This is a genomic window from Pseudoalteromonas sp. SR44-2 (assembly GCF_014163745.1).
Taxonomy (GTDB): domain Bacteria; phylum Pseudomonadota; class Gammaproteobacteria; order Enterobacterales; family Alteromonadaceae; genus Pseudoalteromonas; species Pseudoalteromonas distincta.
Window position 1 is genome coordinate 30,984 of record NZ_JACJDW010000023.1, and the last position, 25,400, is coordinate 56,383.

General features: G+C 37.8%; 22 protein-coding genes. 7 read left to right on the forward strand and 15 right to left on the reverse strand.

Annotated features, from left to right (window positions below; translation table 11 throughout):
* The 8 genes from tssA to tagH all read right to left on the reverse strand — a co-directional run bounded on the left by tssA (position 1) and on the right by tagH (position 10,795).
* On the reverse strand, positions 1-1,116 hold the full coding sequence (gene tssA, locus H5115_RS14115) for a type VI secretion system protein TssA (protein ID WP_154902980.1): 1,116 nt from the start codon (positions 1,114-1,116) through the stop codon (positions 1-3).
* Positions 1,117-1,336: 220 nt separating this feature from the next.
* Positions 1,337-2,134 carry a PP2C family serine/threonine-protein phosphatase gene (locus tag H5115_RS14120; RefSeq protein ID WP_024595081.1) on the reverse strand — a complete coding sequence of 266 codons (798 nt, stop codon included), beginning with the start codon at positions 2,132-2,134 and terminating at the stop codon, positions 1,337-1,339.
* Positions 2,127-2,855 carry a type VI secretion system-associated protein TagF gene (gene tagF, locus H5115_RS14125; protein WP_182671928.1) on the reverse strand — a complete coding sequence of 243 codons (729 nt, stop codon included), beginning with the start codon at positions 2,853-2,855 and terminating at the stop codon, positions 2,127-2,129. Before tagF ends, H5115_RS14120 begins: the two co-directional genes overlap by 8 nt.
* Positions 2,837-6,349: a type VI secretion system membrane subunit TssM gene (tssM, locus tag H5115_RS14130; RefSeq protein ID WP_182755894.1), complete on the reverse strand. Its 3,513-nt coding sequence runs from the start codon at positions 6,347-6,349 to the stop codon at positions 2,837-2,839. Before tssM ends, tagF begins: the two co-directional genes overlap by 19 nt.
* Positions 6,350-6,358: 9 nt before the next feature.
* Complete coding sequence (gene tssL, locus H5115_RS14135; protein WP_182671926.1) at positions 6,359-7,639, reverse strand: type VI secretion system protein TssL, long form; 1,281 nt, start codon at positions 7,637-7,639, stop codon at positions 6,359-6,361.
* 21 nt (positions 7,640-7,660) lie between these two features.
* Complete coding sequence (tssK, locus tag H5115_RS14140) at positions 7,661-8,989, reverse strand: type VI secretion system baseplate subunit TssK (protein WP_182755896.1); 1,329 nt, start codon at positions 8,987-8,989, stop codon at positions 7,661-7,663.
* 15 nt (positions 8,990-9,004) lie between these two features.
* Positions 9,005-9,469, reverse strand: a complete 465-nt coding sequence (gene tssJ, locus H5115_RS14145) for a type VI secretion system lipoprotein TssJ (RefSeq protein ID WP_182755898.1) — start codon at positions 9,467-9,469, stop codon at positions 9,005-9,007.
* 15 nt (positions 9,470-9,484) lie between these two features.
* Complete coding sequence (tagH, locus tag H5115_RS14150) at positions 9,485-10,795, reverse strand: type VI secretion system-associated FHA domain protein TagH (RefSeq protein ID WP_182755900.1); 1,311 nt, start codon at positions 10,793-10,795, stop codon at positions 9,485-9,487.
* 493 nt (positions 10,796-11,288) lie between these two features.
* On the opposite strand from tagH, the gene H5115_RS14155 reads away from it, so the two are divergent.
* Entirely contained in the window at positions 11,289-13,262 is a 1,974-nt protein-coding gene (locus H5115_RS14155; RefSeq protein ID WP_182755902.1) for a serine/threonine-protein kinase, read from the forward strand.
* A gap of 170 nt (positions 13,263-13,432) precedes the next feature.
* Positions 13,433-13,789 (forward strand): PEGA domain-containing protein, encoded by a 357-nt coding sequence (locus H5115_RS14160; protein WP_182755904.1) that lies wholly within the window; start codon positions 13,433-13,435, stop codon positions 13,787-13,789.
* Between the two features lie 64 nt (positions 13,790-13,853).
* On the opposite strand, the gene H5115_RS14165 is transcribed toward H5115_RS14160, so the two are convergent.
* On the reverse strand, positions 13,854-14,225 hold the full coding sequence (locus tag H5115_RS14165) for a DUF1294 domain-containing protein (RefSeq protein ID WP_182716269.1): 372 nt from the start codon (positions 14,223-14,225) through the stop codon (positions 13,854-13,856).
* Positions 14,226-14,276: 51 nt separating this feature from the next.
* Between H5115_RS14165 and H5115_RS14170 the strand changes: the two genes are divergently transcribed.
* Positions 14,277-14,807, forward strand: coding sequence for a hypothetical protein (locus tag H5115_RS14170; RefSeq protein ID WP_182755906.1), 531 nt, complete (start codon positions 14,277-14,279; stop codon positions 14,805-14,807).
* Positions 14,808-14,867: 60 nt separating this feature from the next.
* Here the strand turns inward: H5115_RS14170 and H5115_RS14175 are convergent, their stop codons facing one another.
* Positions 14,868-15,410: a carboxymuconolactone decarboxylase family protein gene (locus H5115_RS14175; RefSeq protein ID WP_004334524.1), complete on the reverse strand. Its 543-nt coding sequence runs from the start codon at positions 15,408-15,410 to the stop codon at positions 14,868-14,870.
* 112 nt (positions 15,411-15,522) lie between these two features.
* Between H5115_RS14175 and H5115_RS14180 the strand changes: the two genes are divergently transcribed.
* Positions 15,523-16,110, forward strand: coding sequence for a TetR/AcrR family transcriptional regulator (locus H5115_RS14180; RefSeq protein WP_004334521.1), 588 nt, complete (start codon positions 15,523-15,525; stop codon positions 16,108-16,110).
* Between the two features lie 103 nt (positions 16,111-16,213).
* On the opposite strand, the gene H5115_RS14185 is transcribed toward H5115_RS14180, so the two are convergent.
* The 5 genes from H5115_RS14185 to H5115_RS14205 all read right to left on the reverse strand — a co-directional run bounded on the left by H5115_RS14185 (position 16,214) and on the right by H5115_RS14205 (position 21,675).
* Complete coding sequence (locus H5115_RS14185) at positions 16,214-18,334, reverse strand: methyl-accepting chemotaxis protein (protein WP_033020875.1); 2,121 nt, start codon at positions 18,332-18,334, stop codon at positions 16,214-16,216.
* A 107-nt stretch (positions 18,335-18,441) separates the two neighbouring features.
* Positions 18,442-19,659, reverse strand: a complete 1,218-nt coding sequence (gene arsJ, locus H5115_RS14190) for an organoarsenical effux MFS transporter ArsJ (protein WP_182755908.1) — start codon at positions 19,657-19,659, stop codon at positions 18,442-18,444.
* A 24-nt stretch (positions 19,660-19,683) separates the two neighbouring features.
* Complete coding sequence (locus H5115_RS14195) at positions 19,684-20,694, reverse strand: ArsJ-associated glyceraldehyde-3-phosphate dehydrogenase (RefSeq protein WP_182755910.1); 1,011 nt, start codon at positions 20,692-20,694, stop codon at positions 19,684-19,686.
* A 20-nt stretch (positions 20,695-20,714) separates the two neighbouring features.
* A complete protein-coding gene (locus H5115_RS14200) occupies positions 20,715-21,071 on the reverse strand; it encodes a metalloregulator ArsR/SmtB family transcription factor (protein ID WP_024595411.1) in 357 nt (118 codons plus the stop codon).
* Between the two features lie 175 nt (positions 21,072-21,246).
* Positions 21,247-21,675, reverse strand: a complete 429-nt coding sequence (locus tag H5115_RS14205) for an organic hydroperoxide resistance protein (RefSeq protein WP_182755912.1) — start codon at positions 21,673-21,675, stop codon at positions 21,247-21,249.
* A 123-nt stretch (positions 21,676-21,798) separates the two neighbouring features.
* On the opposite strand from H5115_RS14205, the gene H5115_RS14210 reads away from it, so the two are divergent.
* From H5115_RS14210 to astB, 3 genes are all read left to right on the forward strand, one after another.
* Entirely contained in the window at positions 21,799-22,233 is a 435-nt protein-coding gene (locus H5115_RS14210; RefSeq protein ID WP_182671918.1) for a MarR family winged helix-turn-helix transcriptional regulator, read from the forward strand.
* 45 nt (positions 22,234-22,278) lie between these two features.
* Positions 22,279-23,385 (forward strand): L-dopachrome tautomerase-related protein, encoded by a 1,107-nt coding sequence (locus H5115_RS14215; protein WP_182755914.1) that lies wholly within the window; start codon positions 22,279-22,281, stop codon positions 23,383-23,385.
* 635 nt (positions 23,386-24,020) lie between these two features.
* Positions 24,021-25,367: an N-succinylarginine dihydrolase gene (gene astB, locus H5115_RS14220; RefSeq protein ID WP_004334492.1), complete on the forward strand. Its 1,347-nt coding sequence runs from the start codon at positions 24,021-24,023 to the stop codon at positions 25,365-25,367.
* Positions 25,368-25,400: the final 33 nt, after the last annotated feature.

The following is a 25,400-nucleotide window of genomic DNA, read 5'->3' on the forward strand; positions in this document are numbered from 1 at the left end:
TTATGTTTCAGTTTCGCTGATTTTAATGCCAGACAACTTAAAGTACCCAGTCCTAGCATCACTATCTGTAATTAATTCATTTAATAATTCAGGCAGCGACAATTCGCTCCATCGAATTACTTGTTCTATGGTGTACGACATAGGTGAGTGCGGCTCTGTCTTTCTAAAAAAAGTAGCGATTTCTTTGAGTTTATTAATCGCACTTTCTCTTGAGTTAATTTCGTGATTAACTTTTACAACTTGCTCTGTAACACTTTGACCGTCGTCGTCTTCACTTTGAACCACTTCTTGCACTTCGTTTAATGCAGCTTTTGCCTTATCAGCAGCTTCAAGCTTATCTGCAGCAACATGCTCAACAGCAGCAAGACTAACTGCTAATGCTTGTTTTATATTTGATGTTGGCTGTGGCTGTCCAGTTACTCTATCCAATACTTCGCTTAATAAAGCAAATTGCTCAATCGCGTTTTCAATGTCTTGTTTTAAAGTAACAAAGAATTCAGTACTTGTTTCTGCAGCACTTCTTTCAATGAGCTCATAGTCAACAGCACCTAAATTAAGCTTTTTCTCTCTTTTCTCATCTGTTAAACGAGAAATATCATAGCCTTGCTGATATTCCCAAAAAGAATATGACTCCATACTGGCGCTATCGGTCAGATAGATACTTTTTATCGGGATTATTAATGTACCTTCGCCTGCTGAACCATTGAGGCCAACCAATGCAGATACTTTGTCTGACACTTCATCATCGTCATCGAGTGACGGGTATAATTCATCAAAATAATTGTCGAGCAAGTTATGAGCAACTTTAAAACCAAAAGCTAAGCCTTTGAAGCCATGAATTCGACAAAGTGCTTCAATAAACCAAGCTAAATATTCGATATCTTTGCTTTGTGTTTTTATTGCTTTGCTACATTGCTCTAATAAAGGAAGCCAATCTCTTGCTAGTGAGGAAATACCTTCTTCATCCACTAATGCATTTCTTTCTGCTGCGCGAAGCTGGTTTCTTAAATCTTTTAAGGCGTAATAAGTCGACGTAGGCGAGACATCTGAGCGAGGATCAATACCTGCAACCTCGGTGTCTGAAATAGGGGAAATATACTCTTCAAATAAAAACATTCCGTCGTCCTAATAATTATCCATAAAACTCCAATAAAGCGGAGCGGATTTCATATTACATTCTTTATAATAAATTACAAGCCTAGTTACAATTGAGTTTAAACCTTAATTATTGCCTTTATATAAACAATTAAAATTTAATATACTTATTAATTAATAGATGTAATTAAAGTAAAAACTCAAATATAAAATACAAACCAAATTTTTTAACTTAAAATCGTTATTTAGAAAAAAGCGGGATAGTAGCTTCATCTTGAATGTTGAATGTTTCTGATTTATGACCAGCGTATCCTTCATCGTACTTAATTAAAATACAGGTCACATTATCTCTTGCACCTCTAACTAATGATGAATGCATAAGCGCCATACCAGAATCAATAATGCTACTAGGCTCTAGTGATAAACATATGTCTTCATCAGACAACTCACCGGTGAGCCCATCTGAACAAAGTAAAAATATATCGCCCGTTTTTACTTCATTTTGAATAACGTCTACTTTTACATCCGCAGTTACACCCACAGCTCTTGTGATTACATTTGATAATGGATGTGTCTTGGCTTCTTCAACTGAAATAATCCCTTCATCAATTAAATCGTTTACTTGGCTGTGATCTCGCGATATCTGCTTAAGTTGGCCATCTCGAAGCATATAAGCTCGACTATCACCAACCCACAAAACATAGTACTTATTATTTTTAAGAAATAAGGCAGTAACTGTACTTCCTGCGGTTTTGCTACCTAAATATTGGGCGCTATATTCGTTTAATTGCCTATTCGCATCTTCAATGGCTTCAACTATGTGAGATACTTCAAGCTTCTCAAGTGGTAGCTCTTCAACTTTTGCTCTTATTACATCTACAACAAGCTGACTGGCAACTTCACCTGCTTCGTGACCTCCCATCCCATCTGCGACAACCCATAAGTTATGGTTATTTATCTCTACATGCGCATCTTCGTTAAGCTGCCTCACAGCGCCTCGGTGGGTAATTGCATAACTTGTACTAAACTTGCTAATCACTATTTTTTACCTGTGTAAAGTTCCATTCCCAGTGTTTCCACCTTCCATCTAACATTGCTGCAACTTGATTTACCGCAGGCAAGCCAGGCGTTATGAGTACCATAGGTTTTATATTATAAGAGCCATGTGTCCACCAAACGCTGTAATCACCGTGTTTTTTTAACAAAAGAGCATGCATTGCATCTTGGAGGACTTGACTTGATAACTCATCACCTGAGAACTCAAATGCTTCTGCACTTTTATTTTTATCTACAGAATTTAAAAAACTAACCTGCTTTTTAACTCCTGCTATAGAGCTTAGAGACTTAGCAACCTCTTTACGCCAAGAGAATAAATCAACCGAACTATCAAGCACTTTTAATACAGTGTCTTCATACTCTAAAGAAAACACACCTGAGTTTAAAACATCTATAGGTGCAAATTCTAATGTGCTAGCAACTGTGAAGGGATAGTGTCTACCTACTGCGTCCATACTCGGTAATAGAGTCCCCATAACGCCTTTGTCACCAACAATGTTTGGCGATAATGCAAAGTGCCATACTGGTCCAATTAAGTAATTATCTTGCCATACTTCACCTAGCTGTTCTTTACTCACTGCAATGGCTGCTTGCAGCCACTGCTCCCAATGCTCTGAAAACTCTTTCGAAACGCTATCTTGTACAAAATCACCTAAACTAGGTACTTTGCCAAGATAACCAATATTTATAATCGGGTCGGACATGAAAACTTCTCTACACTTTTATTCCAAAATGGATGCCTGATTGATTTAGGCAATAACTCGACTTTCGCATTGTTTCCCATGAGTGAAAAATGTAACTCTAAGTCTTCACGTGTTTTTGCTCTTTTAGCACTTAACTCGTCTAACATGCGATATAGCGACCATTCACCTTGGTAAGTTGTATTTATAGAACGACCACCATTTGGAGGAGTAAATACAACTCGTGTTTTACTCTGGCCACTTGCTCCAGGCCATACAAAATTTGTTACTCTAAGTGGACCATGCCTGTAAGTCATTGACTGACCGTCAATTTCGAGCATAAAGCTAGAGATGGTACGGTCTAATTCTAATGGTTTTAAGCCAAACTCAATTCTTGGTGTTGCACTTCCGCCATCAAAAAAGACTGTTTGAATTTGATTCGCCAGTTCAAACATCGCTAATGTATCTCGGCTAATACCTATATCTTTTTCAAATTTCCATGGCGTTGAGCTCATATCTACACTTGGCGCAATATAATTGGTGAAAAAGCTATCAATTGTTCCACCTGGGCCGAAAAATCGAGTGAAATCTTTCATATTCACTTCTTTTTCTGCGTATGGAGAAAACGGATAACGGCCAACAATTGCAGCGTTATATTCGCGTAGCACCTTACTTTTCCACATCTCGTTTAAATGTCTGTTGGCACTATTTTTAGTTATGTTACTAGTATCTCTACTTATATCTAACAGCCAACTATTAAACGGGTAAGGTAAATCTCGACTTTGAAACTCAAGCTGACGAATAAAGCTAGGCTTACTTTTACCGCTAATTTGGTCTTTAATTGACGACTTTAATTGATCGCCTCTATCAAGTTTGGTTAAGTAAACGTTTAACTCTCTTAGATTTTTCTGAATATTATCTAATTGTTGAGCATCAATTTTTATTACATCTTCAAAGGCTTCTTCAACTTGGTGACCCGGTAATTTAATATCAAATTTAGGGGCTTCGTCAGGTAAAAATCGCTTGATACGATTAGCTTTGGTTTGCATAGCTATTTCAGCAGCATTTGCTGCAACTTTACCTGCAGCCTTTTGGTTATCAGATACTGGTAATTTAGTTAGCTGCACATTTTTTTGTACTGCAGTGATAATATTTTTAATAGGCGCTTCAGAGCCAGCTAAGGCATCAGTAATATTAACCCCCTCAGCCGGAGAGCTATATTGATTCAGGCTCAGATCATCAATAAATGATTGCCAATAATAGATATAATCTTGAAAGTATCGCTGCTCTAGTTTCTTCTCAATCTCATCTTTAGAAATATCGTAAGTGCCCGTTGCCTCTTCACCATACACCCAGCTACTTGCCATTAAATTGCCAAGCATTTTACTTTTCTCAACATTAAAAATGCCGTGAAAACCATTAAATGTATATAAGCCAGGGATACTTCGCGTAAGCTCACCGTCATTTCTAAAAGTAAATTTTTGCGCACTTTCAAAACTAATAATGTCTGTAAGCCTAAATGGCGGAATACTGCTATCTAGGAAGTCGGCTTGTAATCGTTGATATGCTCGCTCAGCAATTGGTAGCTTAGTTAGCTCAGCTCGCGCAACACGTACTGCTTGATTATCAATTTCAATTTGGCTAACACCGTTTTCAAGTAATGTAGCTACATGCTCCATCAGCTCTACTCTGGTTTGCATATTTTTATCGCCTGGTAAGTTACGCTCTAAATAAGCGTTAAACCAAACCGTTATATCTTCACTTTCAAAGTATTCAGGCTGAAACAACATGAGGTAACACTTAAGTGTTTCGTATAAATAACTTAAGTGCTCAGGATGAGCTTCCATTTCTTTAATTAAGGTACTTGCAATAAACGGTTCTAAATACGTTTGTAATGAACGGTCGTAGGCTTGTGTAGAAGCCATTTTTATTTCATTTAGTTTATCAAACCCAATTGATTTAGACTCTTGTGTATTAACAAGTTCAGGGTTGCTTGCAGGTAAGTTTCTAAGAGCCTTTAATCTGTCGTTTAGTACAAGTAAGTTATTACGGTCAAATGAGGCTGTATCAAGCTCTTGGTACGTTGCAATCGCATCTTCAGTCTCTGAAATTAAGTTACTATTCCAAGCAAAACTAAAGTACCACGATGTTGAAAAACCAAATAAAGCTATGCATGCAAGCGATATGCTACCAACACGAAGCCATTTATTTTGCTTGTCATGATGTTTGTTAGTGCTTGCTAAGTTTTGCTCTGGAAAAATTACACCTTCTAATACGTTCTTTATAAAAAAGCTTTTAGATTGGTTAATGTATCCAGATTCACCTGCGTTTGCTTCGTTTAAAAAGCTAGATGGGGTACCCTCTTGCGTTGCACTTGTGAGGTAAACACCACGAAACATTGGTAGTTCTTCGTATGCATTAGGAGTGAATATTTCTTTTAAAAAAGCATCTCCTACACCTTGTAAAACACGAAGCTGCCTAGGGAATTCAAATATCTTAGCGCGAATTTCTTCGTTTCTTTCATTAATTAATCTACGATTTAACATTTCAGTTAATTTAGAAATTAATGAGTGAAATTCTTTGTTGAAAGCATCTACTTGCGTGTCTTTATCTAAATCAAGTTCAAAGGTTACGCCCCAAACCTGCTCACACTCTTCTTCGGTTAATTCGCCAAAAAACTCTCTAAAACCTTCAATTAAATCAACTTTAGAAAAAATAACGTAAACAGGAAAGGTCATGCCTAATTGGCTTTGCAGCTCTTGTAAGCGCTGTTTAATAGCGCGAGCATGTAGGTTTCTCTCAGTTTTGGTCTGGCTCATCAGCTCAGAAATACCCATACTGATCATTACACCATTAATAGGCCTAAGAGGACGGTACTTACGAAGTAATCCTAAAAAGCCTTCCCATGCACGTGAATCATGCTTTGCATGGCTGCTTTGCGTTGTGTAGCGCCCAGCTGTATCAATTAAAACTGCTTTATTGGTAAACCACCAATCACAATTACGAGTACCGCCAACACCATGAACCAAGTCAACACCTAGTTTGTCTTTTAGCGGGTAATCAAGTCCTGAGTTATGAATTACGGTAGTTTTACCAGCCCCTGGTGGGCCTATCATTATGTACCATGGCAACTGGTAAATATTTTTACCTTTGAACAGCTTTACGTCTTTTAAAAGATCGATAGCTTCGTTCATTCGCGTTTTAAGCGTAGTAATTTCTTCATTTACTTCAGAGCTATTTGTATCGTTATTACTATCAATTAACTCATCAGCCATTTTTTCGTCTCGTTTGCTTTGTTGCACAAGACGATAAATTTTAGACACAGAAAAAACCAATAAAACCAATATAATAGTAAACAGTCTTGCTGCAATACTTTGTAGTGGTACATAGTCAGCTATCGCGATTAATGGGCCGCCAAACCAAATTAATAATGATAAAGCTAAAAAGCCAATAATTAGCATTGCCGTACGAGATGTAAGTGCGTAGGTCACTTTTTTTATTTTTTGTGAAAAACTCATTTCAGCCTCTTAAAATAATAAATCGATTTCAATTCGTCGGTTTAGTGACCGAGAAGCTGAATCTGAATTACTGGCAATAGGCTCTGCTGCGCCCTTACCTTCGGGCCATAAACGCCCACTGAGGTTTGTACTTTTAGCCATAGAGTTTGCAACTTGCGTTGCGCGCGCTAAAGAAAGGTGCCAATTAGAAGGGTACTTATCAGTTCTAATTGGTGTGTCGTCTGTATGGCCGGTTATTAAAATACGTCCTTTGGTTCCTTCAAGGCTTAACGCTAGTTTTTCTAAAATAGGCTGAAATGAAGGTAACAATTTAGAGTCACCTTGATTAAAAAGGCTCTCACTATTAATTGAGATTCTGATCCTATCGATATTTTTCTTTATCGTCACAATCCCCATTTGAATCTCAGTTTGTAATAGCTGCTCTAGTACAAGTAACTGCTGATCTTTTTTATCTACTGCTTGGTCTTCAGCTACAGGATGAATGATTGCAAGCTTGTCACTAACAGCCATAACATCATCATTTAGCTTCATATTTATAAATAAATAAACGGTAAGTAAAAGTAAGCCTAAAACAGAAAAAATAACCCACAATGGCACCTGATTTCTTAATTCTACGCCAGCGGCTACTCTTTGTTTCCAGTTAGGAGAAAGCTTATTATTGATTGGCCCATCTAATTGATTTAATAAGTGGTACATTTGTGAGCGGTATTCTTCTACTTTATTGTCACCCACAGTATCTAGTCTGTACTTACCTTTAAAACCTAAATTTAAACAGTGGTATTGCAGCTCTAAAAAGGCTTTGTGTTGCTCAGGCTGGGTCAATGCATTATCAAGTAAAGTATAAAAGTACTCACCGCCAAAAGTTTCTTTATGAAATGTCGAAAGCAAGCTTTCGTCAGCCCATTCCATAGAACTCCATTTAGAGTTTAAAACTGATTCATCTAAAATTGCACATAAACAATAACGAGAGTTTTTGATTACATCTTTTGATAAATTTTGATTACGTAGTTCGACTTCAAAACGTTTGATAGCCTCTACACATCGATGCTTTAACGCAGCTAAGTTAGTCATCTCAACTGATTTTCTAATTGAAATAACCAAAGAGAAACAGTCTGTTGCGGCTTCCATTAATGGGTTTCTAAATATAGAAACCTTTGCATTACTAGGAATACTACTTGCAACAGGCTCAACAGACATGACTGTTTTGTCTGGATCATTATCTACTTGAGGATTATTTGAGGCATCACGCCCTAATCGACCAGGACGTGGTTTTATAATGGTTTCGTCCATTGAAACTCTTCCTTTTAAAAGTTAAGTTCTTATTGCCCACAGGCTTAGTTGTAACTCGGGGTAATTTCCTGACAAGTGAATAGCAATACCACCACTTGAATGAAGTTTTGCCCAATGCTCGCCATGTTTATTTAATTCAAAATAATGAAAACCTGCATGGTAAGGAATTTGACGCGGTGCCGTTGGTAAGTTACTGATTGTAATACCTGGGATTTGATTATTTACTAAATCTCGGATTGTCTCAACACTACCAATTTTAATTTGAGAAGGTAATATCTTACGAAGCTCCTCGTGAGGAACACTGGCTTTAATAGCCAATACAAATTGACCTGAGCTAAGTACTGATTTGTCTTTGAGCGCACCAAAAGAAATACCAAACTTGCTTTGCTCTAACTTTATTTCCGTAGCAGTTTGCTCAATTACATGACTTAAAGATTGGTATAAAAAGTTTATTACTTCACTAAATACCGGGCCTAAGTTTTTATGGTCATACTTAGGTAATTTAGGCACTCTTTTGTTTACTGTACTAAAAGTAGATAACTCACCAGCAAGCTCTATTAGACGAGTATAAAGAACGCTTGGATGAAGATTATTAACTGATAATAAGTTTTCAAAAACAGCGTCATACTTGTTTAATGTTTGCAGCATAATAAAATCAGCTACAGAGGTACTTCCCGCATAACCTTGGCACAATCTAACAGCAATACTCTCTGAGCGCTGCTTGATCATTGAGCCAATCTCTCTCACTAAACCAAGTAATGGCTTACACTGACCGACTTTTAACGATGCTGGTATATACTTTGGATCGAGCTTAATTTGACCTTCACTGCTAACTTCAACAATGCGTGCAAGTGGCAATAATATATAGCCTGCATGGTCGTCTGATGACAATACTAGCTTACTAAATACCTTAGCTACTTGAATAATTTCTTGAGCTTGTGCACCTAAAGAGTCATCACTTACAGATAAGTCGCTTAGTTTATAACGCGTAACAATATCCTCATCTAAAGATGAAATATTAATACCACTGGCTTTTAGTGCAGGAACCGCTAAATAAATTATTTCATCATAAACATCTTTGCCTACCACTAAAGGCTCAGGCAAATAGGTAGATTGAGGCATATCGATAGGTAGCAAATCAGGGGTAATAGCTGACAATGACTCAATAGCAAATTGGCCTGAGCTTAATAGCTGAGTATCGATACTTATATCAAGTATGCCCCAAGGATCTGCTAAATTCCCATTACAAATTTGCTTAATTAAATGCGAAAAATGCTTATCTGACTGCTGAAAGTGTTGCGGCCTTAAGAACATTCCTTCGGTCCAGGCAACACGAGTGTTATCACTCATTGTACAAATCCTTTTTTACTGCTCTCTCATGTATGTAGCAATTGCTTCAACATTTACATCTATATCGTCATAGCCAGTTGGGTCAACTTCGATTACAGCTCTCCATCGTGCTTGATCGATATTTCTGTACGCGACAACAACACCAACGTATCGTGTATTGCGGTTTAAGCTCATTTTATATTCTTGAACAGAGTTTGGCTGTAATTCTAATTCATCTTTTTTTAATAAGTCTGGGCCTAATAGTTTTTCAGGTGTTTCATACAGGCTAAAGAAATCCTGAGTATCAAAAATTGTTCTCGAGCTAAGCTCAAAAATTTTCATTACTACCGGTGAAGGTCTATCTGACGTGTCTGGATTTACATTTTTAGACACATTAATTTTTAGATCCGTAGAAGGAGGCACAAACTTATTAACAGTTGAACAACCCACGGCTAAAAACAGTAAACTGAAACTCATTAAAAAGAGCTTAAATTTGTTCATTATCTACTTTCCTTTCTAGAACGATTCTTTAATTCTATCGTTGTATGCTTTTAAGAAATCATCTGACAACGCCATAGCTCCCTTACTATTTACATCATGAGATAACTCATCATATAAATTTTTGTATAGCTTCCAGCACTTAGCCTCTGTTTGACCAGGGATGATTTTTAATACGTTAGAATTATCATTTATTTGTTGATTTATATGTTGGGGAGAAACTTGCTCTAACATCCCTTTTAATACGCCGTCAGCTCCTGCTAATAAAGCATGTTCATGTCTTCGCGTATCAACAAAGCTTTCTTTGATTGATTCTTGAGACGACAGGAAGCTTGCACTATTTCTGATGAATAAATTCTGAATAACGTCATCAATATCTGCCGAAAACTTAATTGGGTTATTTTGTTGAGTTTGAAACATCGTTTGGTTTAAACGCAATTGGTTTTTTACAAGCGCTCTTTGGCGAAGAGACTCCATCAACTCGGTCAGTAATAGATTTAACCCTTGGCCCATTTCAAACCAAAGTTCTTGTGAGTTTAATGAATTTTGCAACTCAGCTTTGACCCCCAGCCCGTTCAAAAAAGCATCAGTTAAAGCGGTATCTTCACTAGGCGATGTTGGATTTTTTTGCACTACTGGTTTAGGAGCAGGCTTTACTGCTTGAGGTTTAGTTACAGGCGTATCTAGTACTGGTGTATTAACTGAAGTTTGCTGCTCTACAGCTGGTTTTTGTTGTGGTTTACTTACAACGGGTGCTTGTTGAGTTACAGCTTCTGGGTTCATTAAGTGAGCAAGCTCATCCCAGTTTTCCGGTATTTGGTTAGCTGAATTAAGGTCACTGGCCTGAGCCATAGAAACTGCAGGCATAGACTCATCCATTATTGATTCATTAAAATACTGTTCTGGCTCAGAAAAATGCTCCGTAGGATGCTGATAAGATCTTTCTGGCTCTTTGCTAATACTAGCTGCAGCGCTTAAATTACCATAATCGGTGTCAGGTGTTTTTTCATTAGTAGCTAATTTTACCTCTATCTGAAAATCACCCACAGTGATCGTATCACTATTTGACAAGCGTTGTTTATTGCCTTGACCTAATGGAGCTACACCAAAATTTACAAAAGTACCATTTGTAGATGTATCGTAAACATAAAAAGAGTCGCCCTCTTTAACTATGCGTCCGTGCTTACTAGAAATGATTTTTTCAGGATCAGGAAAATGCCAATCACATGCTTCTGAACGGCCAAATATTAGAGAGTCTTTTACTGTTTTAGTTGCTTCAATTTCTGGAGAGAGTCTATGATAACTAGTGATGTTTAGTATCAGTTCCATTTGATAAGTTAGTCCCATAAATCTACATTCTCATTAGGATAAAGTAGAAGAGAAACTATTGTCAACATTGAAATTAATATATAAAAATATACTCAACCATACAAAAGCTCAAATTTAAATAAATTAAATTAAACAAAACCTATATAAAAAAGCCCTTTCAAAGCTTACAAAAGATATTTTGTATGTTCCCATTTAAAAAATTGCTATTTAATAATTAGCATTACATTTTATTAATTTTAAGCCCCTAGAAGTGTTACAAAACAATGCCTGTAGGCTTACGCTGTTTATAAAAATAAACTGTAAATAAACGATATTTCAATAATTAATATAAAAGCCCTTAATTTTTTAAAGTTTTGTACAAAAGTTCTGCTTTAGAAACATTGCTAAGTTGGCTAATTTTTGTAAAAATACAGCGCTTATCAAAGGGAGAATTGATAAAAATAAAAAACTCACCTTTGCGATTATTTTAATATACACAATAAAAGGATTTATAATGAGCGGTGTCAACAGTTCTAATGATAAAACGCAGATAGCTTCGCTTGACTCAAATCTTCGCACGTCAAAAGCAATAAATAAATTAAACCTTATTGGTAAAAAAGTTTCGGATCGCTACTTAGTTGAAGAACTTATTGGCCAAGGTGGTATGTGTTACATTTACCGAGCCAGAGATTTATTTTTAGAAAGTGCGAGTCGTCCTGAAGTTTTCGTAGCGATTAAAGTATTATTAGAAGAGTTTTCTCATTCTGAAGAAGCTATTTCACTTCTTAAGGATGAAACAACTAAAACACAACAGCTCTCCCATCCAAATATTGTAAAAGTATATTCTGCAGGTTCTGATAACGGTTTACATTACGTAACCATGGAATTAGTAGAAGGCGAAACGCTAGAGCAAATAATTAAACGCAACAAACCCTCTGGAATGGTTTTCAAAAAAGCGAGCGTGATTCTTGATCAACTTGCCGATGCTTTAATTTATGCTCATTCTCGTGGCGTCATTCATAACGATTTAAAGCCATCGAATATAATCTTCGATTCAAATGGTAGCCTCAAGGTACTTGACTTTGGTATTGCTAAACACAAAACCATTGAAGATGCCTATGCAGTTAATAGTGAATCAAGCCTAGGCACTGTAGGAGGTTATACGCCAACCTATGCAAGTCCTGAACAATTAAAAGGTGCTGCAGCATCCGTTAAAGATGATGTTTTTTCTTATGCGTGTATTGCCCTAGAGTTATTAAGTAGCAAACATCCATATAATCGTGTTGCAGCAGACACACTCCCTAAAGATACATCGGCAAAACGTCCTAGTAACTGCCCTTTATGGTTATGGGGCACACTTAATAAAGCAATTTCTTTAGATGCAGCAAAAAGAACTGATTCGTTAAAGCCTGTTTTAGATAAGCTTCAAAGTAACTTTAAACCGGCAATAGCACTTGCAGCCAGTACTGTTGTGTTAGCCCTTTTGGCTGGTCAGTACTATCTATCAAATACAAATAATATAAAGCAGCTTGAAGCAAAATTAGATAATGCAAAAGCAATTAACCAACAAGTAGAAACATGGATGTCTTGGGATGGACCGGAGATTCTAAACAAGCTTGCAGAAATCCCACCTCAATACGAGGTATTAAAACAGGGATTATTAAGATCTAATCAAGCTAATATTCTACAAAGCTTTGATTACAGAGCGAATCAAATCAATACAAGCGCTAACAAGTTTAAAGACTTTGATGAAACAATTAATGTTTATAGTAAAGCCTTGGAATATTACCCAGATTCAGAAAAGCTATCGGTACAACTCGAAAGCATTTTAAGAGAGCGTCAATCAATAATCTCAGATATTACTTCTCGTATTGATTTGTTACTTGAGCAATCTCGCTATAGTGAACTAGACAATAATAGTATTCCACAATTAATCAATGATTTAAGTGTAGTCGATAGCACCTACGTTTATCGCCCGTCTGAAGTGCATTTTGATAACTATAAACTTGCCTTAGATAAAGCGATTGAAGAAGATGATGTTATCACGCAAAAATCTTTACTTAATGTTGGTAAAGCTATTTTCACCAATAATCAAAAAAATGAACTTGGCTTTGCAGACCTTCTAAAAAGAGAGTCGGCGATAGATGCTTTAACGCTTTACCAAAAGAAAGTAAATCTAGGTGAGCCAGCTAATTTTCCTACTGAAGATGCCGTCGTATTTTACGGTCCTAGATTTGATAGATACACACAAAAACTAGAGACGATTGAAGAGTACAGAGATTTATTAGATTTTGAAGAATTAATCAATACCGAGTCTGCAACATTACCTAAAGACTTTTCATTACTCGTTTCTTTAAAACAAGAATTATCTAGACGTTATATCACTATGGCAAATACGTTAATGAAAAGAAAGATGTACCGTACAGCAGAGCAACTTGTTGAAAGAAGCGAAGCTATTACTCAGTCTCTTGATAATGTAATGCTTTAAAAAACTATTTATTGCGAGAGCATCACCAAATAACTAAAAATATATTAAACTAACAAACGTTTTGTTTTAACAAACGAAGGTCAAGGACGACGGGTTGAGCGATCATTTTGCATAAACTCCTCCAAGATTTTTCGTAATTATCACTATTTAAATGAGTTTATGGAGTACCTATGAAAAAGATAAGCGCACTAGCGGCATTACTAATACTAAGTGGTTGTTCAACTACATCGTCTGTAGATGAAACGCAGCAACTTGCAAAAGAAGAAGCAGTTCAAGTACAAGAAGAAATTGTCGAAGCTGTAGCACCTATTTCATTAACTGTAATCACTAACCCTAGTGATGCACGCGTACGCATTATGAACATTGCGCCTGTGTACCAAGATGCCATTGAACTTAAAGAAGGTAAGTACGACGTTGAAGTAAGCAAGCCAGGTTACTTAACTTACCGCAAGTGGGTTGTAGTCGATAAAAAGACAATTTTAACAGTAAATTTAGATGAAGTGGCAGCAACTAAAGCGGCTAACTAGTCCAGTATCTAAACTTTAATTATGCCTTTAAACATTTCACATGTATTAAAGGCATAATTTTAAACTACACCAAATAATATAATAAACTCCCCACAGCCCCTACATTTATTAAAATACATAACCACAACACCACTATAAAACGCCGCTTTTGCGATTTATGGCGAAGTAACTGTTGAGCAAGTAATGCCCCCGGCCATCCTCCAAATAATGCAAGTAGTTGCAGTGTGCGCTCTGGCGTGCGGTTTACTTTTTTATGTGAAGAGCGCTTAGCTTGTCGCTTATCCCACGCGTACATTAAAAAAGTGATAGCACTTAATACACTTATATAACCAGGTACATATATAGGTATATAAACAGGTAAGTATTGCAGTAGGTAAGCCAGCCAAATGGCGGCTAAATAAAGTAATGAGAATGTGATTAATATTTTCTTTATCAATTAATTATCGCCTATACTTGGCATTGGTATTACAAAAACAAGAGCCAAATTATGACATATTTTAAAGCGATATTCTTAGTCTTATGCTTATCAACATTTAATAGCTATGCATCCGATACATTCACCAACCTTGATAAAGAACTTGCCGTATTTAAGCCCTATTTAGGAACTTGGCAGGCTGACTTTAAAGTACCTGAAGGTGCTAAAAAAATACAAGATGTTGGCCGTTGGGAGCGTGCTTTAAACGGTAAAGCGATACATACCAAGCACTCTATTAATGAAGGTGAGTATGGCGGCGAGTCGATGATTTTTTACGACAGTAAAAAAGGGTCTTTGGTATTTTACTATTTCACAACAGCAGGGTTTTATACAAAAGGGACTATGAAAGTCCTCAGCCCCACTCAATTTGTAGCTTATGAAGATGTAACGGGTAGCCAAGACGGTATTACAAAGGTTAAATCAATGAGTGAACTAAAGGACGATAAATTTATTGTATCGACCTCTTATTTAAAAAAGGGTGAGTGGACAAAGCCCGAACAACGTATTTATACACGCAGTACAAAAACGGTTAAGTTTAAATAGCTGTGATTTAAAAGCACAAAAGGCAGCCTAGGCTGCCTTTTGTCATTTATAAAACCGTATTTATTTTACGTATTTTTTAAATGGCGCGTCTACTGGTGTATCAGCAAGGTGATTAGTGTAGTTGCTCATTACTTTTTGAGACAAGCCTACAATAATTTCAAGTAGCTGTTGCTTAGCGTAACCTGCGGCAAAGAATTTTTCGATTTGCTCATCGCTGATCACGCCACGTTCACGTGTCATTGCAAGTGTAGTTTCACGAAGAGTTTCTAGCTTAGGGTTTTCAAGTGGTGTTTTGTTAACAAGTGCGTCAACAATACCTTGATCTACCTTCATTGCCGCTGCAATGCCACTGTGAGCAGGAACACAGTAATGACAGTCGTGCTCTACGTTAATTGATTGCCATACTACTGTTAGCTCTTCTGCGTTGAATGATGTTTTTTGAAACAACTCATGCAGTACTTGGTAACCTTTAAGTAATGTTGGTGCTTCAGCCATTACTGCATGTAAGTTAGGAAGCATACCAAATGCTGCTACTGAATCAGCTAGTAACGGTTTTGCTTCTTCTGGTGCGTTTTCTTGAGTGTATAAAGTAAATTCGGCCATGGTTAGCTCCTAATAATTAATAGTTTTAAGTAACTTCGAGACACATAGTATTTGATTTTGAGCGACTGTTCAAGTTAAAATTGAGCAAATGTTCAAATTGATTGAGAATGATATGGCTAATAAGGTTAAATTTGAACGCGAGAATGTAGTTCGCGTTGCTAGTCAGCTATTTTGGCAAAAAGGTTTTCATGCAACCTCAACGCGTGACTTACAAGAAGCCGTTAATATGCGCCCGGGTAGTATTTACTCTGCGTTTGGCTCTAAAGAAGGTCTATATTGCGAATCGCTGAAAGATTACACCGTACAAATGAAAACCCAAATAGAAGGGTTTTTATCAAGTGCCGATACAGTACTTGGTGGATTACGTGCGTTTGTTGAAAACGTGGTAATTAAAACAAAAGATTGCAGTCCAAGCGCTATTTGTATGCTAGTTAAAGCAAACAGCGAGTTTGCAGAAAAAGACTCAAACCTGTATGAGCTAAGCTTAGATTTAACGGCTCAATTTGAAGCCTATTTAACGCAATTATTTAACCAAGCAATAAACAAAGGTGAGTTAAGTAACACGTTGACCGCTGTTGAATATGCGCGCTTTTTTCAGGTGCAATTTACAGGTTTACGCGGTTATTTTAATCGTCCTAATGTAGAGCAATTTGCTGAGCCAATGATCAACCAAATGTTTATGTTGATTAAAAAGTTATAAATAGCAGTTATCGCGCATTCTCAATAAGTTATACTTATTTTACTAAATAAAAATGGCCAGTATTTACTGGCCATTTTTTTGTGCTTAAAACTTAATTTATAAGTTACGTTTTAAGCTTATTTAGCTCATTATCTTGCTGGGCAACAAGTGCATTAAGCGCTTCGCTGCTATCCCCTGCTTGTGTAGATAAGTCAGCAAGTTGCGATGCGGCATCAGATATAAGCGTTAAATTACGGTTTATTTCTTCAGTCACTAAGCTTTGCTCTTCGGCAGCGGTGGCAATATGTGTAATTTGATTGGTTATTTCATCAACTTTAACGACAACACTGTGCAGAGCATCAAAAGCTACAGATGTTTCATCAACGGCATTTTGTGCACGTACTACGCCTTTTTCAATAACGGTAGATGCGTTACCCACTTCAGATAATAAACTATCAATTAACTGGCTTATGTCATCTGTTGATGAACGCGTTTTAGAAGCGAGTGCACGTACTTCATCGGCAACAACGGCAAAGCCGCGCCCATGTTCACCAGCGCGCGCAGCTTCAATAGCAGCGTTAAGTGCAAGTAAATTTGTTTGTTCTGAAATAGTACGAATTACATCTAATATTTGCGTAATGTCTTTACTACGCGAAGCAACTTTTTCAACGGCTTGGTTAGCTTCTTTAATTTCTTCAGACATCGTTTTAACTTGCGTCATCGCTGATGACAAGCTCGACTCACTGCTTACTACTAAACTATTTATTTCATCCGCTTGCTGCGCTGACTGCTCTGATGCTCTGGCTACTTCGAGTGCTGTTGCGCTCATTTCGTTCATAGCCGTTACCACACTTTCAATTTCTTGAAATTGAGATTGCACATTATGCTTAGTATCAATAGCGATGTGTTGTGCTATTTCGCCTTGCTGCTTGGTTTGATCAGACACCGTTTTAAGCTCAGAAATTAAATCACGTAGCTTTGCTAAAAATCGATTAAACCCACCAGCTAATGCAATAAGCTCTGCGTGACTATCAACATGCAATGTATGTGTTAAATCACCTTCAGAACTTGCGAGGTTATCAACCCGCTGTTGAATTTGTTGTAGCGGCGCTATTACACCTGCTATTACTAATTTCATAATAACAAAAGCAACCACAGCAATTACTAAGCCTGTTATTAAAATAATAAATCTGAGTGATGTTGCTGTCTCTTGCATGTTTTTTTCTAGCGCTTCAGGCCCTGCAAGTGCTAGATCTGTAGGTACTTCTATGATTAATGACCACTGAGTGTTAGCTAGTTTTATATTAATTGGGTAGTTAACTAAATACTCGCTAGGCGTTTTAAAGAGCCCATGTTGACCTTTAAATTTAACCAGCTCACTGTAAGTGTTGCTACTAACCGCTTCTTTAAATGGGCGGCCTAATTTAGATTTATAGTGACTGCTGCCTACAATCAAACCTATATCACTTAAAAGTGTTACTTTTGCTTGGCCGTTGTAAAGCTCGCTCGACAGCTTTTCGGTTAAGCCCTGAAAAGTTGGGAGCGTTAAATCAACGCCAGCTAAACCTATAAACTGACCTGACTTTAAAATAGGCACAGTTAACGAAGTTAGCATTACTGAGTCGCCCGATGGGATTTCGTATAAATACGGTTCCATAATACAAGGCTTAAGCGTGTCTTTTGCACACAAATACCAATGCGCTTCACGAATACCAAATTCATTTAAAGAGGTAATATATTTATCGGCAGCATTGGCTACTTTTTGTTGTTCAATTACGCCGTTTTGGTCGCGAGTAATATACACCTCTAAGGTGCCATTACCATTAACCGAATGTTTGTAACCTTGTTTAAAGCTCGAATCTTGCCCATCAAAAGCATTAGGCTCAAATTGCGAATATATAGAAGAAAGCAGAGTATTTTGCTCTAACATCGAGCGGTTAATACTTACTACCGTATCGCGGCTCAGGGTTTCGCTTTTGGCTGCGTCACCTAATAAAGCAGCCAATGAATAAGGGATGCGGTAAGCTTCATTAATAAAGCCGGCAATTTTTTCTCCGTATCCAGCTGCATGAGCATTAAGCTTTTCTTCTACTTCTACAGTAATGTACTCTTCAGATTTAGTCGCTAACTGCTTATTACTTGATGATAACTGCCACCACAAAATGCCTGATAACACTAGTACAGTTATAAATATACTACCGACACTAAGCCAGAGTAACTTTTTTGCTAACGATATTTCTCGCATTCATTACACCCTTTAAATTAAAACTACTGATACAGTTTAGTAGATCTAACCAACGAAGCTATGAATATCGTTAAACAAATTGAATTTAATACAATACGTTTGGTTTTTTAAAGTTTAGCTAACCGTGCTGTTGTAATTGCGGCTAAAACTAATAAACACACACTTACCCATAAACACGCACTAAGCCCATATACTTGAAAAACCCAACCAGAAAGCACCGTACCAAGCAAACGCCCTATCGCATTGGCCATATAATAAAAGCCAACGTCGAGTGACACCCCATCATTTTTAGCAAAACTTACTATTAAGTAACTATGCAGCGATGAATTTACAGCAAATACTCCACCAAAAATAAGTAAGCCTATTACAAGCGTAAAATGTACCGCTATCTCCAATTGCATCAAAAACGCCAAAATGCCAGTTACACCACTTAATAAAGCAACCCACCAGTATGCTTTTTTGACCGAATGTGAAGTTGAATCACCTTGCCCAGTTATTCGCGGTGCTTGCAATTGCACCAGCCCATAAGCAATTACCCACGAAGCCATAAAACCGCTGACCCACCAATGATCCCAGTTAAACTGAGCGGCTAAGTAAACAGGTAGTGCAACTACAAACCATACATCGCGCGCTGCAAACAAGCATAAACGCGCTGCGCTAAGTAAGTTAATTGCCCGCGATTTAGAAAATAATTCTTTAAACTTAGGTTTGTTTTTAGCTTTACCAATATCGCCTTTTAAAAAAATTAAACTAATAACCCACGCAACACTAAGTAATGCAATTAGGCTTATTAATGCCCCCACAAAACCAAATACAGTTAGTAATAAGCCGCCTAAAAAAAAGCCCACCCCTTTTAAAGCATTTTTAGAGCCGGTAAGTATGGCAATCCATTTATATAATTGGCTTTGCCCTGCATCGTCTTGTGGTACTAAATACTTAATGGCGCTCTTTGCACTCATTTTATTTAAGTCTTTTGCTATGCCACTCAGTGCTTGCGCTGCCATAACATAGGCAACGGTTAGCCAATCCCCTGGCACGCAAAGCATGGCTAAAGCGACAAGTTGTAGCCCAAGCCCTACATTCATGGTTTTGTTCAACCCTAAATGCGCGCCAAGCCAACCACCTACTAAATTGGTGATCACCCCAAAAATTTCATAAAACAAAAACAACATGGCTATCGCAAATGCGCCATAACCTAACTGATGAAAATACAGCACCACCAACATGCGTAGCGCACCATCAGTTAAAGTAAATGCCCAATAGTTACCAGTAATTATTAAATATTGTTTTATAGAGCTCGGTAAATCAGCCAACTGCGCAAACATAGCGTTAAACCTTTTTAAACGAGATTAAACCAAATCACTTTGTGCAACTTTAAGCATCAACTCAGCGGTGCGGTTTGCATAACCCCACTCGTTATCATACCAAGCGTATAATTTAAGCTGAGTGTTGTTAATTACCATGGTTGAAAGGGCGTCTATGGTGCAACTGCGCGGATCTGTTTTGTAATCTATAGATACAAGCGGCTTTTCTTCGTAGCCTAAAATATTTTTTAGCTCGTTATTTGCAGCATTTTTAAACCACGTGTTTACTTCATCTTGTGTAACACCTCGCTCGAGCTCAAAAACACAATCGGTAATAGATGCGTTAGTAAGGGGTACGCGCACGGCGTGGCCGTTTAATTTACCTTTTAGCTCAGGAAAAATATGCGTAATAGCTGTTGCACTACCGGTTGTAGTAGGTATTAAGCTAGTACCGCACGAACGCGCACGGCGTAAATCTTTATGAGGGGCATCAATAATTGTTTGAGTATTGGTAATGTCGTGAATAGTAGTCATTGAGCCGTGCTTAATACCCACTTTTTCTTGCAGTACTTTTACTATTGGCGCTAAACAGTTAGTAGTACACGAGGCGGCTGTAACAATTTTATGCTCACTTGGATTATAAAGATCATCGTTTACACCCATTACTACATTTAAAATACCGTCTTCTTTTACAGGTGCGGTTACCACAACACGCTTAACGCCTTGTGCTAAATATTGATTTAACAGCTCGGTGGTTTTCATTTTACCGCTGGCTTCTATTACTACATCGCAATCAGACCAATCAGTTTCGTTTATGGTTTTGTTGTTGGTAACTGCAATCGTGTGTTTACCCACACTAAAGCTATTATCATCACTAGAAACCTGTTGTGCTAAGCGCCCGTGTACTGAGTCAAACTCAATTAAATGTGCGTGGGTTTTAGCATCGCCCGCTACATCATTTACTTTAATAAACTCTATTTCTGGCCAATCAACTGCTGCACGCAGAGTTAAACGTCCCATACGGCCAAAACCGTTAATACCTACTTTAATAGTCATAATTAAATACCTTTAATAAGTTAGTTACAGCAGCTAGTAATACGTTCAGGGCGATTACCCATAACATTTAAGCGCGTTAAATCGTTTTCATAAAATGAAGGGTTGGCAGTAAGCGTTTGCGTTAATACATTTTTAGCCCACTCTGGTAGGGCTTTATTAATACTGTAATAAACCCATTGATTTTGTTTACGGTCGCTCAACAATCCGCATTGTCTTAACTGCGCTAAATGGCGAGACACTTTAGGCTGGCTTAGCTCAAGTGCAGTAACCAGTTCGCATACACATAGCTCTTCTTGATGGCTAATGAGCAGCATTGCTTTTAAACGCGTATCGTCCGCTAGGCATTTATAAAATTGAAGTGGGTTGAATTGTTCCATATTGTCCTCGCAGTTTTATTGCACATACAATAAAACAAAAACAGAACATATGGAATAGTGAATATATGATTTTTTGTATATTTATTTAACGACTCATTTTTATTAAACTCCACGCACAAAAAAGCCCAGAGGCAAACCACTGGGCTATTACAGTATTAGTTAACTGAGCATTTAATTAAATAACTGAAAGCTCTACTTCAATATTGCCACGTGTTGCGTTTGAATATGGACATACTTGGTGCGCTTTATCTACAAGCTCCTGCGCTGCAGCTTTATCCATATCACCTAGTGATACAGCAAGTTTTACTGCAATACCAAAACCGCCTTCAATCGCGCCAATAGATACCTGTGAGTCAATATGCGTGTCGCTTGGTAAGTCTATTTTTTCACTACCTGCTACAAATTTTAGTGCGCCAATAAAACACGCGGCATAACCTGCGGCAAATAATTGCTCAGGGTTAGTGCCTTGTCCGTCGTCTCCGCCTAAACCTTTAGGTGTTGATAGCTTTACATCTAAACGACCATCATCAGATTTAGCTATACCTTCGCGTCCGCCAGTTGCAGTTGCTTTTGCTGTATAAGCTACGTTTTGTAATGTATTCATAATGAACTCCAAAGTTTAGTAATTAATTTAGTTTGTGTGCAAAATAATAGAACAAGTAATTAGAGATTGCAAATACTTTGCATGCAAATTAAAATACCATGTATTGAAATGAAGGATAACGTTATGCCGTTTGAGCAATTAAAGTTAAAAAATCAGTTATGTCATCGGTTATATATGGCATCTAACAGCATTGCGCGTGCGTATCGCGAGCCTCTAAACGAGCTAAATTTAACTTACCCACAATACGTAGTAATGATGGCGCTGTGGGAGCAAGACGAAATAACAATTGCAGAGCTAATAGATAAAACCGCGATAGATGGCGGTGCAATGACTCAAATACTCAAAAAAATGAGCGAAAAATCATTACTGGCTGTTATTAAAGATGAGCACGACAAACGCAAACGCCTAGTTCAGCTAACCAAGCATGGCCAATCACTTAAGTTAAAAGCAGCCGATATTCCTAAAAATATTTTATGTAAATTTGATAGTGTAGATGCAACACAAGCGAAACAGTTGATGCAGCTGCTCGATTTAGTAGTAAACGACTTAGCCGATTAGGCTCTTAATTTTTAAACAATAAACGTGTTTTAAAAGGTTTTAAAAATGACTCATATTAAAAAATTACTATTAGCAGCGGCGTGTAGCACGGCACTTTTAGGTAGCAACGCTGTATCTGCTAACACCGCTGGCCAAAATGCTGATTTAAAAACAGTAGCCACATTTGATGCGCAGCACCCACCGGGCAACATTGCTATTACCCCATCAGGCAGAAAGTTTTTATCTGTGCATGGCTTTTTTGGCCAAAAGCAAAAAATTATGGAGCTTTTAAGCGATGGTACAACTAAGCCCTACCCTAATGAAGAGTGGGCATACGCGTACAATAACGGTAAAGGTTTTTACGACGTACTTGGCATAAACGTATCAAGCGATGGTGTATTATGGATGCTAGACACTTCAGGGCCCGATCACGCTGGGCGCTTAGTAGGCTGGGATACAAACAAAGAGCAACTACATAAAATTATTTATCTGGCTAAACCGACCATTACCGACACCTCGTTTTTAAACGATTTAGTCATCGATAATAAACATGGCGTTGTATACATTGCCGACACAGCCCAAGGCAGCCAAGCCGCTATTATCACGGTAAACCTTAAAACAGGTGTCGCACGCAGAGTGTTACAAAATAGCCATTACACCACCGCCGAAAATATCGATATGGTTATTGATGGGCGCACAATGAGCCTTGGCGGACAACCAGCCCGCTTAGGTGTTAACCCTATTACGCTTGACCCTAACGAAGACTGGCTTTACTTTGGCTCAATGTCGGGCACATCGGTTTACCGCATTGCCACCAGCGATATAAATAACGAGAGCCTTTCGGTTAAAGCGCTTGAAGACAAAGTTACGCGTTACGGCACTAAGCCAATTTCAGACGGTATTATTGTTGATGGCGGCGGTAACGTATATGTAACCGACATAACTAATGGCGCAATTGGCGTAGTTAAACCCACTGGCAACTACGAAGTATTATTTAAAGACGAACGTTTGAGCTGGCCTGATGGTTTTAGCTACGGGGCTGATCATAAAATATACTTTACCGTTGACGATTTACATAATTCGCCTGTACTTAATAATGGCAAAAATCAAAGTCACGGTAAGTTTAAAGTAATGTCGTTTGAACCTTTGGTAAAAGGAAAAGTAGGCCGTTAATTTACTTTTTAAGCGACTACATTTTTAAAAAGCCTTGCACATTTAAGTGACCCAAGAATTGCAGGGCTTTTTGTTAAATACACACCACTCTGGTGCATATTTTGAAAATACTTCACCGCTTTGGTGCTAATGCTTTTGTACGTATTTACACTTAAATACTAAATACCTGATTTCTATTCATAAAATATTCAAGTTAATGTTGGCATACTTCTTCCTATAAACTGATGTGTTCAGTGAAAATACCAAGGAAAAACCATGTTCAACTTATACCATACCCTTTACCTTTTATGGCGTTTAGACATTAGCGTTTGGCAAGTTAATGATCCAACAAATACCCGCACTACCGCTGATAAAGAACGCGCCTATGTTAAGTAGCATCGTATTGTGTAAAGGCTTGGCATAAAGCTTAAATGTATAAACCTACTTTAGGCTAAGCTTTTGCACACTATGAAATTTATGAATAAACCTTATTTAATTACTTATTAGCCACCTGATATAAAAACAAAGCTCCCTGCAAAAAATCACACATATAAAAACATCAAAAAATTAGTAAAAACACTGCGTTTATAACTTTGCAAGCAACCCTATTGCGTTGTATTGTTGCACCCTATTGAAAATTTTTAGTTGGAACGTGTATGCACGCTTTGGAAGTTAATTTTGATGGCTTAGTTGGCCCTACTCACAACTACGCTGGTTTATCGTATGGTAATGTTGCCTCGTTAAATAACGCAGCAAGCTTTTCAAATCCTCAAGAGGCTGTGCTTCAAGGCCTTGAAAAAATGAAAGCCATGCACGACAAAGGCCTAACTCAAGGTGTATTTGCCCCTCATGCGCGCCCCGACTTAAACGTACTGCGCCGCTTAGGCTTTACCGGTAACGATGCACAAGTAATTCATAAAGCATTTAAAGCAGATCCTATTTTATTACGCGCGTGTTATTCAGCGTCTGCAATGTGGACAGCAAATGCAGCTACGGTATCGCCATCTCCAGATACAACCGACGGCAAAGTACATTTTACTTCAGCTAATTTAAATAATAAGTTTCATCGTTCATTAGAGCCTGCAACCACTACGCGCTTATTAAAAGCGATGTTTAATAACGACAAATACTTTGCGCACCATACCCATTTGCCAGACCAAGGCTTTTTTGGCGACGAAGGCGCAGCAAACCATACTCGTTTTTGTGACAGCCACGGCGAGCAAGGCCTTGAAATGTTTGTATTTGGTGCCAGCGCGTTTAACAGCCAATTACCAAAACCAGCTAAATTTCCTGCAAGGCAAACACTAGAAGCCTCAGAAGCAATTTGCCGTTTACATAACTTAAAAGATTCAAGCCAAATTTTACTACAGCAAAATCCAGACGTAATAGACCAAGGTGTGTTTCATAACGATGTAATTGCAGTAGGTAACGCCAACGTATTACTGTGCCACCAGCAAGCATTTTTAAACCAAGCTTTGGCACTGCAAGATATTCGCGAAGCGTATGTGGGCAATAAAGAATTTTACATTATTGAAGTACCTACCGATAAAGTAAGCATTACCGACGCTGTAAGTAGTTACTTATTTAATAGCCAGCTAGTGAGCCTTGAAGATGGTTCAATGCTGTTAGTGGCACCACAAGAATGTAAACGCAACAGCGCAGTTAACGCCTACATTGAAGAAATGATTATGGCTGATAACCCAGTAAATCAAGTACAGTTTTTTGATTTACGCCAAAGTATGCAAAATGGCGGTGGCCCAGCTTGCTTGCGTTTACGTGTAGCCCTTAACGAGCAAGAACTTGCTGCAGTAAACCCAGAGGTTATTTTAACTGATACTAAATACACACAACTGTGTGACTGGGCAAAACGTAACTACCGCGACAAATTAGGCGCAAGTGACTTTGCAGACTCAGCGCTACTCACCGAAAGCTACCAAGCACTTGATGAGCTAACGCAGCTACTAAATTTAGGTTCAGTGTACGACTTTCAATTAGAAGGTTAATACATCAGCCTACACAAAGGCTAATACAAAAAT

Coding starts and splice junctions, on each gene's coding strand:
- tssA (WP_154902980.1), bottom strand. CDS start 1,116: ATGTTTTTATTTGAAGAGTATATTTCCCCTATTTCAGACACCGAGGTT.
- tagF (WP_182671928.1), bottom strand. CDS start 2,855: ATGTCCGACCCGATTATAAATATTGGTTATCTTGGCAAAGTACCTAGT.
- tssM (WP_182755894.1), bottom strand. CDS start 6,349: ATGAGTTTTTCACAAAAAATAAAAAAAGTGACCTACGCACTTACATCT.
- tssL (WP_182671926.1), bottom strand. CDS start 7,639: ATGGACGAAACCATTATAAAACCACGTCCTGGTCGATTAGGGCGTGAT.
- tssK (WP_182755896.1), bottom strand. CDS start 8,989: ATGAGTGATAACACTCGTGTTGCCTGGACCGAAGGAATGTTCTTAAGG.
- tssJ (WP_182755898.1), bottom strand. CDS start 9,469: ATGAACAAATTTAAGCTCTTTTTAATGAGTTTCAGTTTACTGTTTTTA.
- tagH (WP_182755900.1), bottom strand. CDS start 10,795: ATGGAACTGATACTAAACATCACTAGTTATCATAGACTCTCTCCAGAA.
- H5115_RS14155 (WP_182755902.1), top strand. CDS start 11,289: ATGAGCGGTGTCAACAGTTCTAATGATAAAACGCAGATAGCTTCGCTT.
- H5115_RS14160 (WP_182755904.1), top strand. CDS start 13,433: ATGAAAAAGATAAGCGCACTAGCGGCATTACTAATACTAAGTGGTTGT.
- H5115_RS14170 (WP_182755906.1), top strand. CDS start 14,277: ATGACATATTTTAAAGCGATATTCTTAGTCTTATGCTTATCAACATTT.
- H5115_RS14175 (WP_004334524.1), bottom strand. CDS start 15,410: ATGGCCGAATTTACTTTATACACTCAAGAAAACGCACCAGAAGAAGCA.
- H5115_RS14180 (WP_004334521.1), top strand. CDS start 15,523: ATGGCTAATAAGGTTAAATTTGAACGCGAGAATGTAGTTCGCGTTGCT.
- H5115_RS14185 (WP_033020875.1), bottom strand. CDS start 18,334: ATGCGAGAAATATCGTTAGCAAAAAAGTTACTCTGGCTTAGTGTCGGT.
- arsJ (WP_182755908.1), bottom strand. CDS start 19,659: ATGTTTGCGCAGTTGGCTGATTTACCGAGCTCTATAAAACAATATTTA.
- H5115_RS14195 (WP_182755910.1), bottom strand. CDS start 20,694: ATGACTATTAAAGTAGGTATTAACGGTTTTGGCCGTATGGGACGTTTA.
- H5115_RS14200 (WP_024595411.1), bottom strand. CDS start 21,071: ATGGAACAATTCAACCCACTTCAATTTTATAAATGCCTAGCGGACGAT.
- H5115_RS14205 (WP_182755912.1), bottom strand. CDS start 21,675: ATGAATACATTACAAAACGTAGCTTATACAGCAAAAGCAACTGCAACT.
- H5115_RS14210 (WP_182671918.1), top strand. CDS start 21,799: ATGCCGTTTGAGCAATTAAAGTTAAAAAATCAGTTATGTCATCGGTTA.
- H5115_RS14215 (WP_182755914.1), top strand. CDS start 22,279: ATGACTCATATTAAAAAATTACTATTAGCAGCGGCGTGTAGCACGGCA.
- astB (WP_004334492.1), top strand. CDS start 24,021: ATGCACGCTTTGGAAGTTAATTTTGATGGCTTAGTTGGCCCTACTCAC.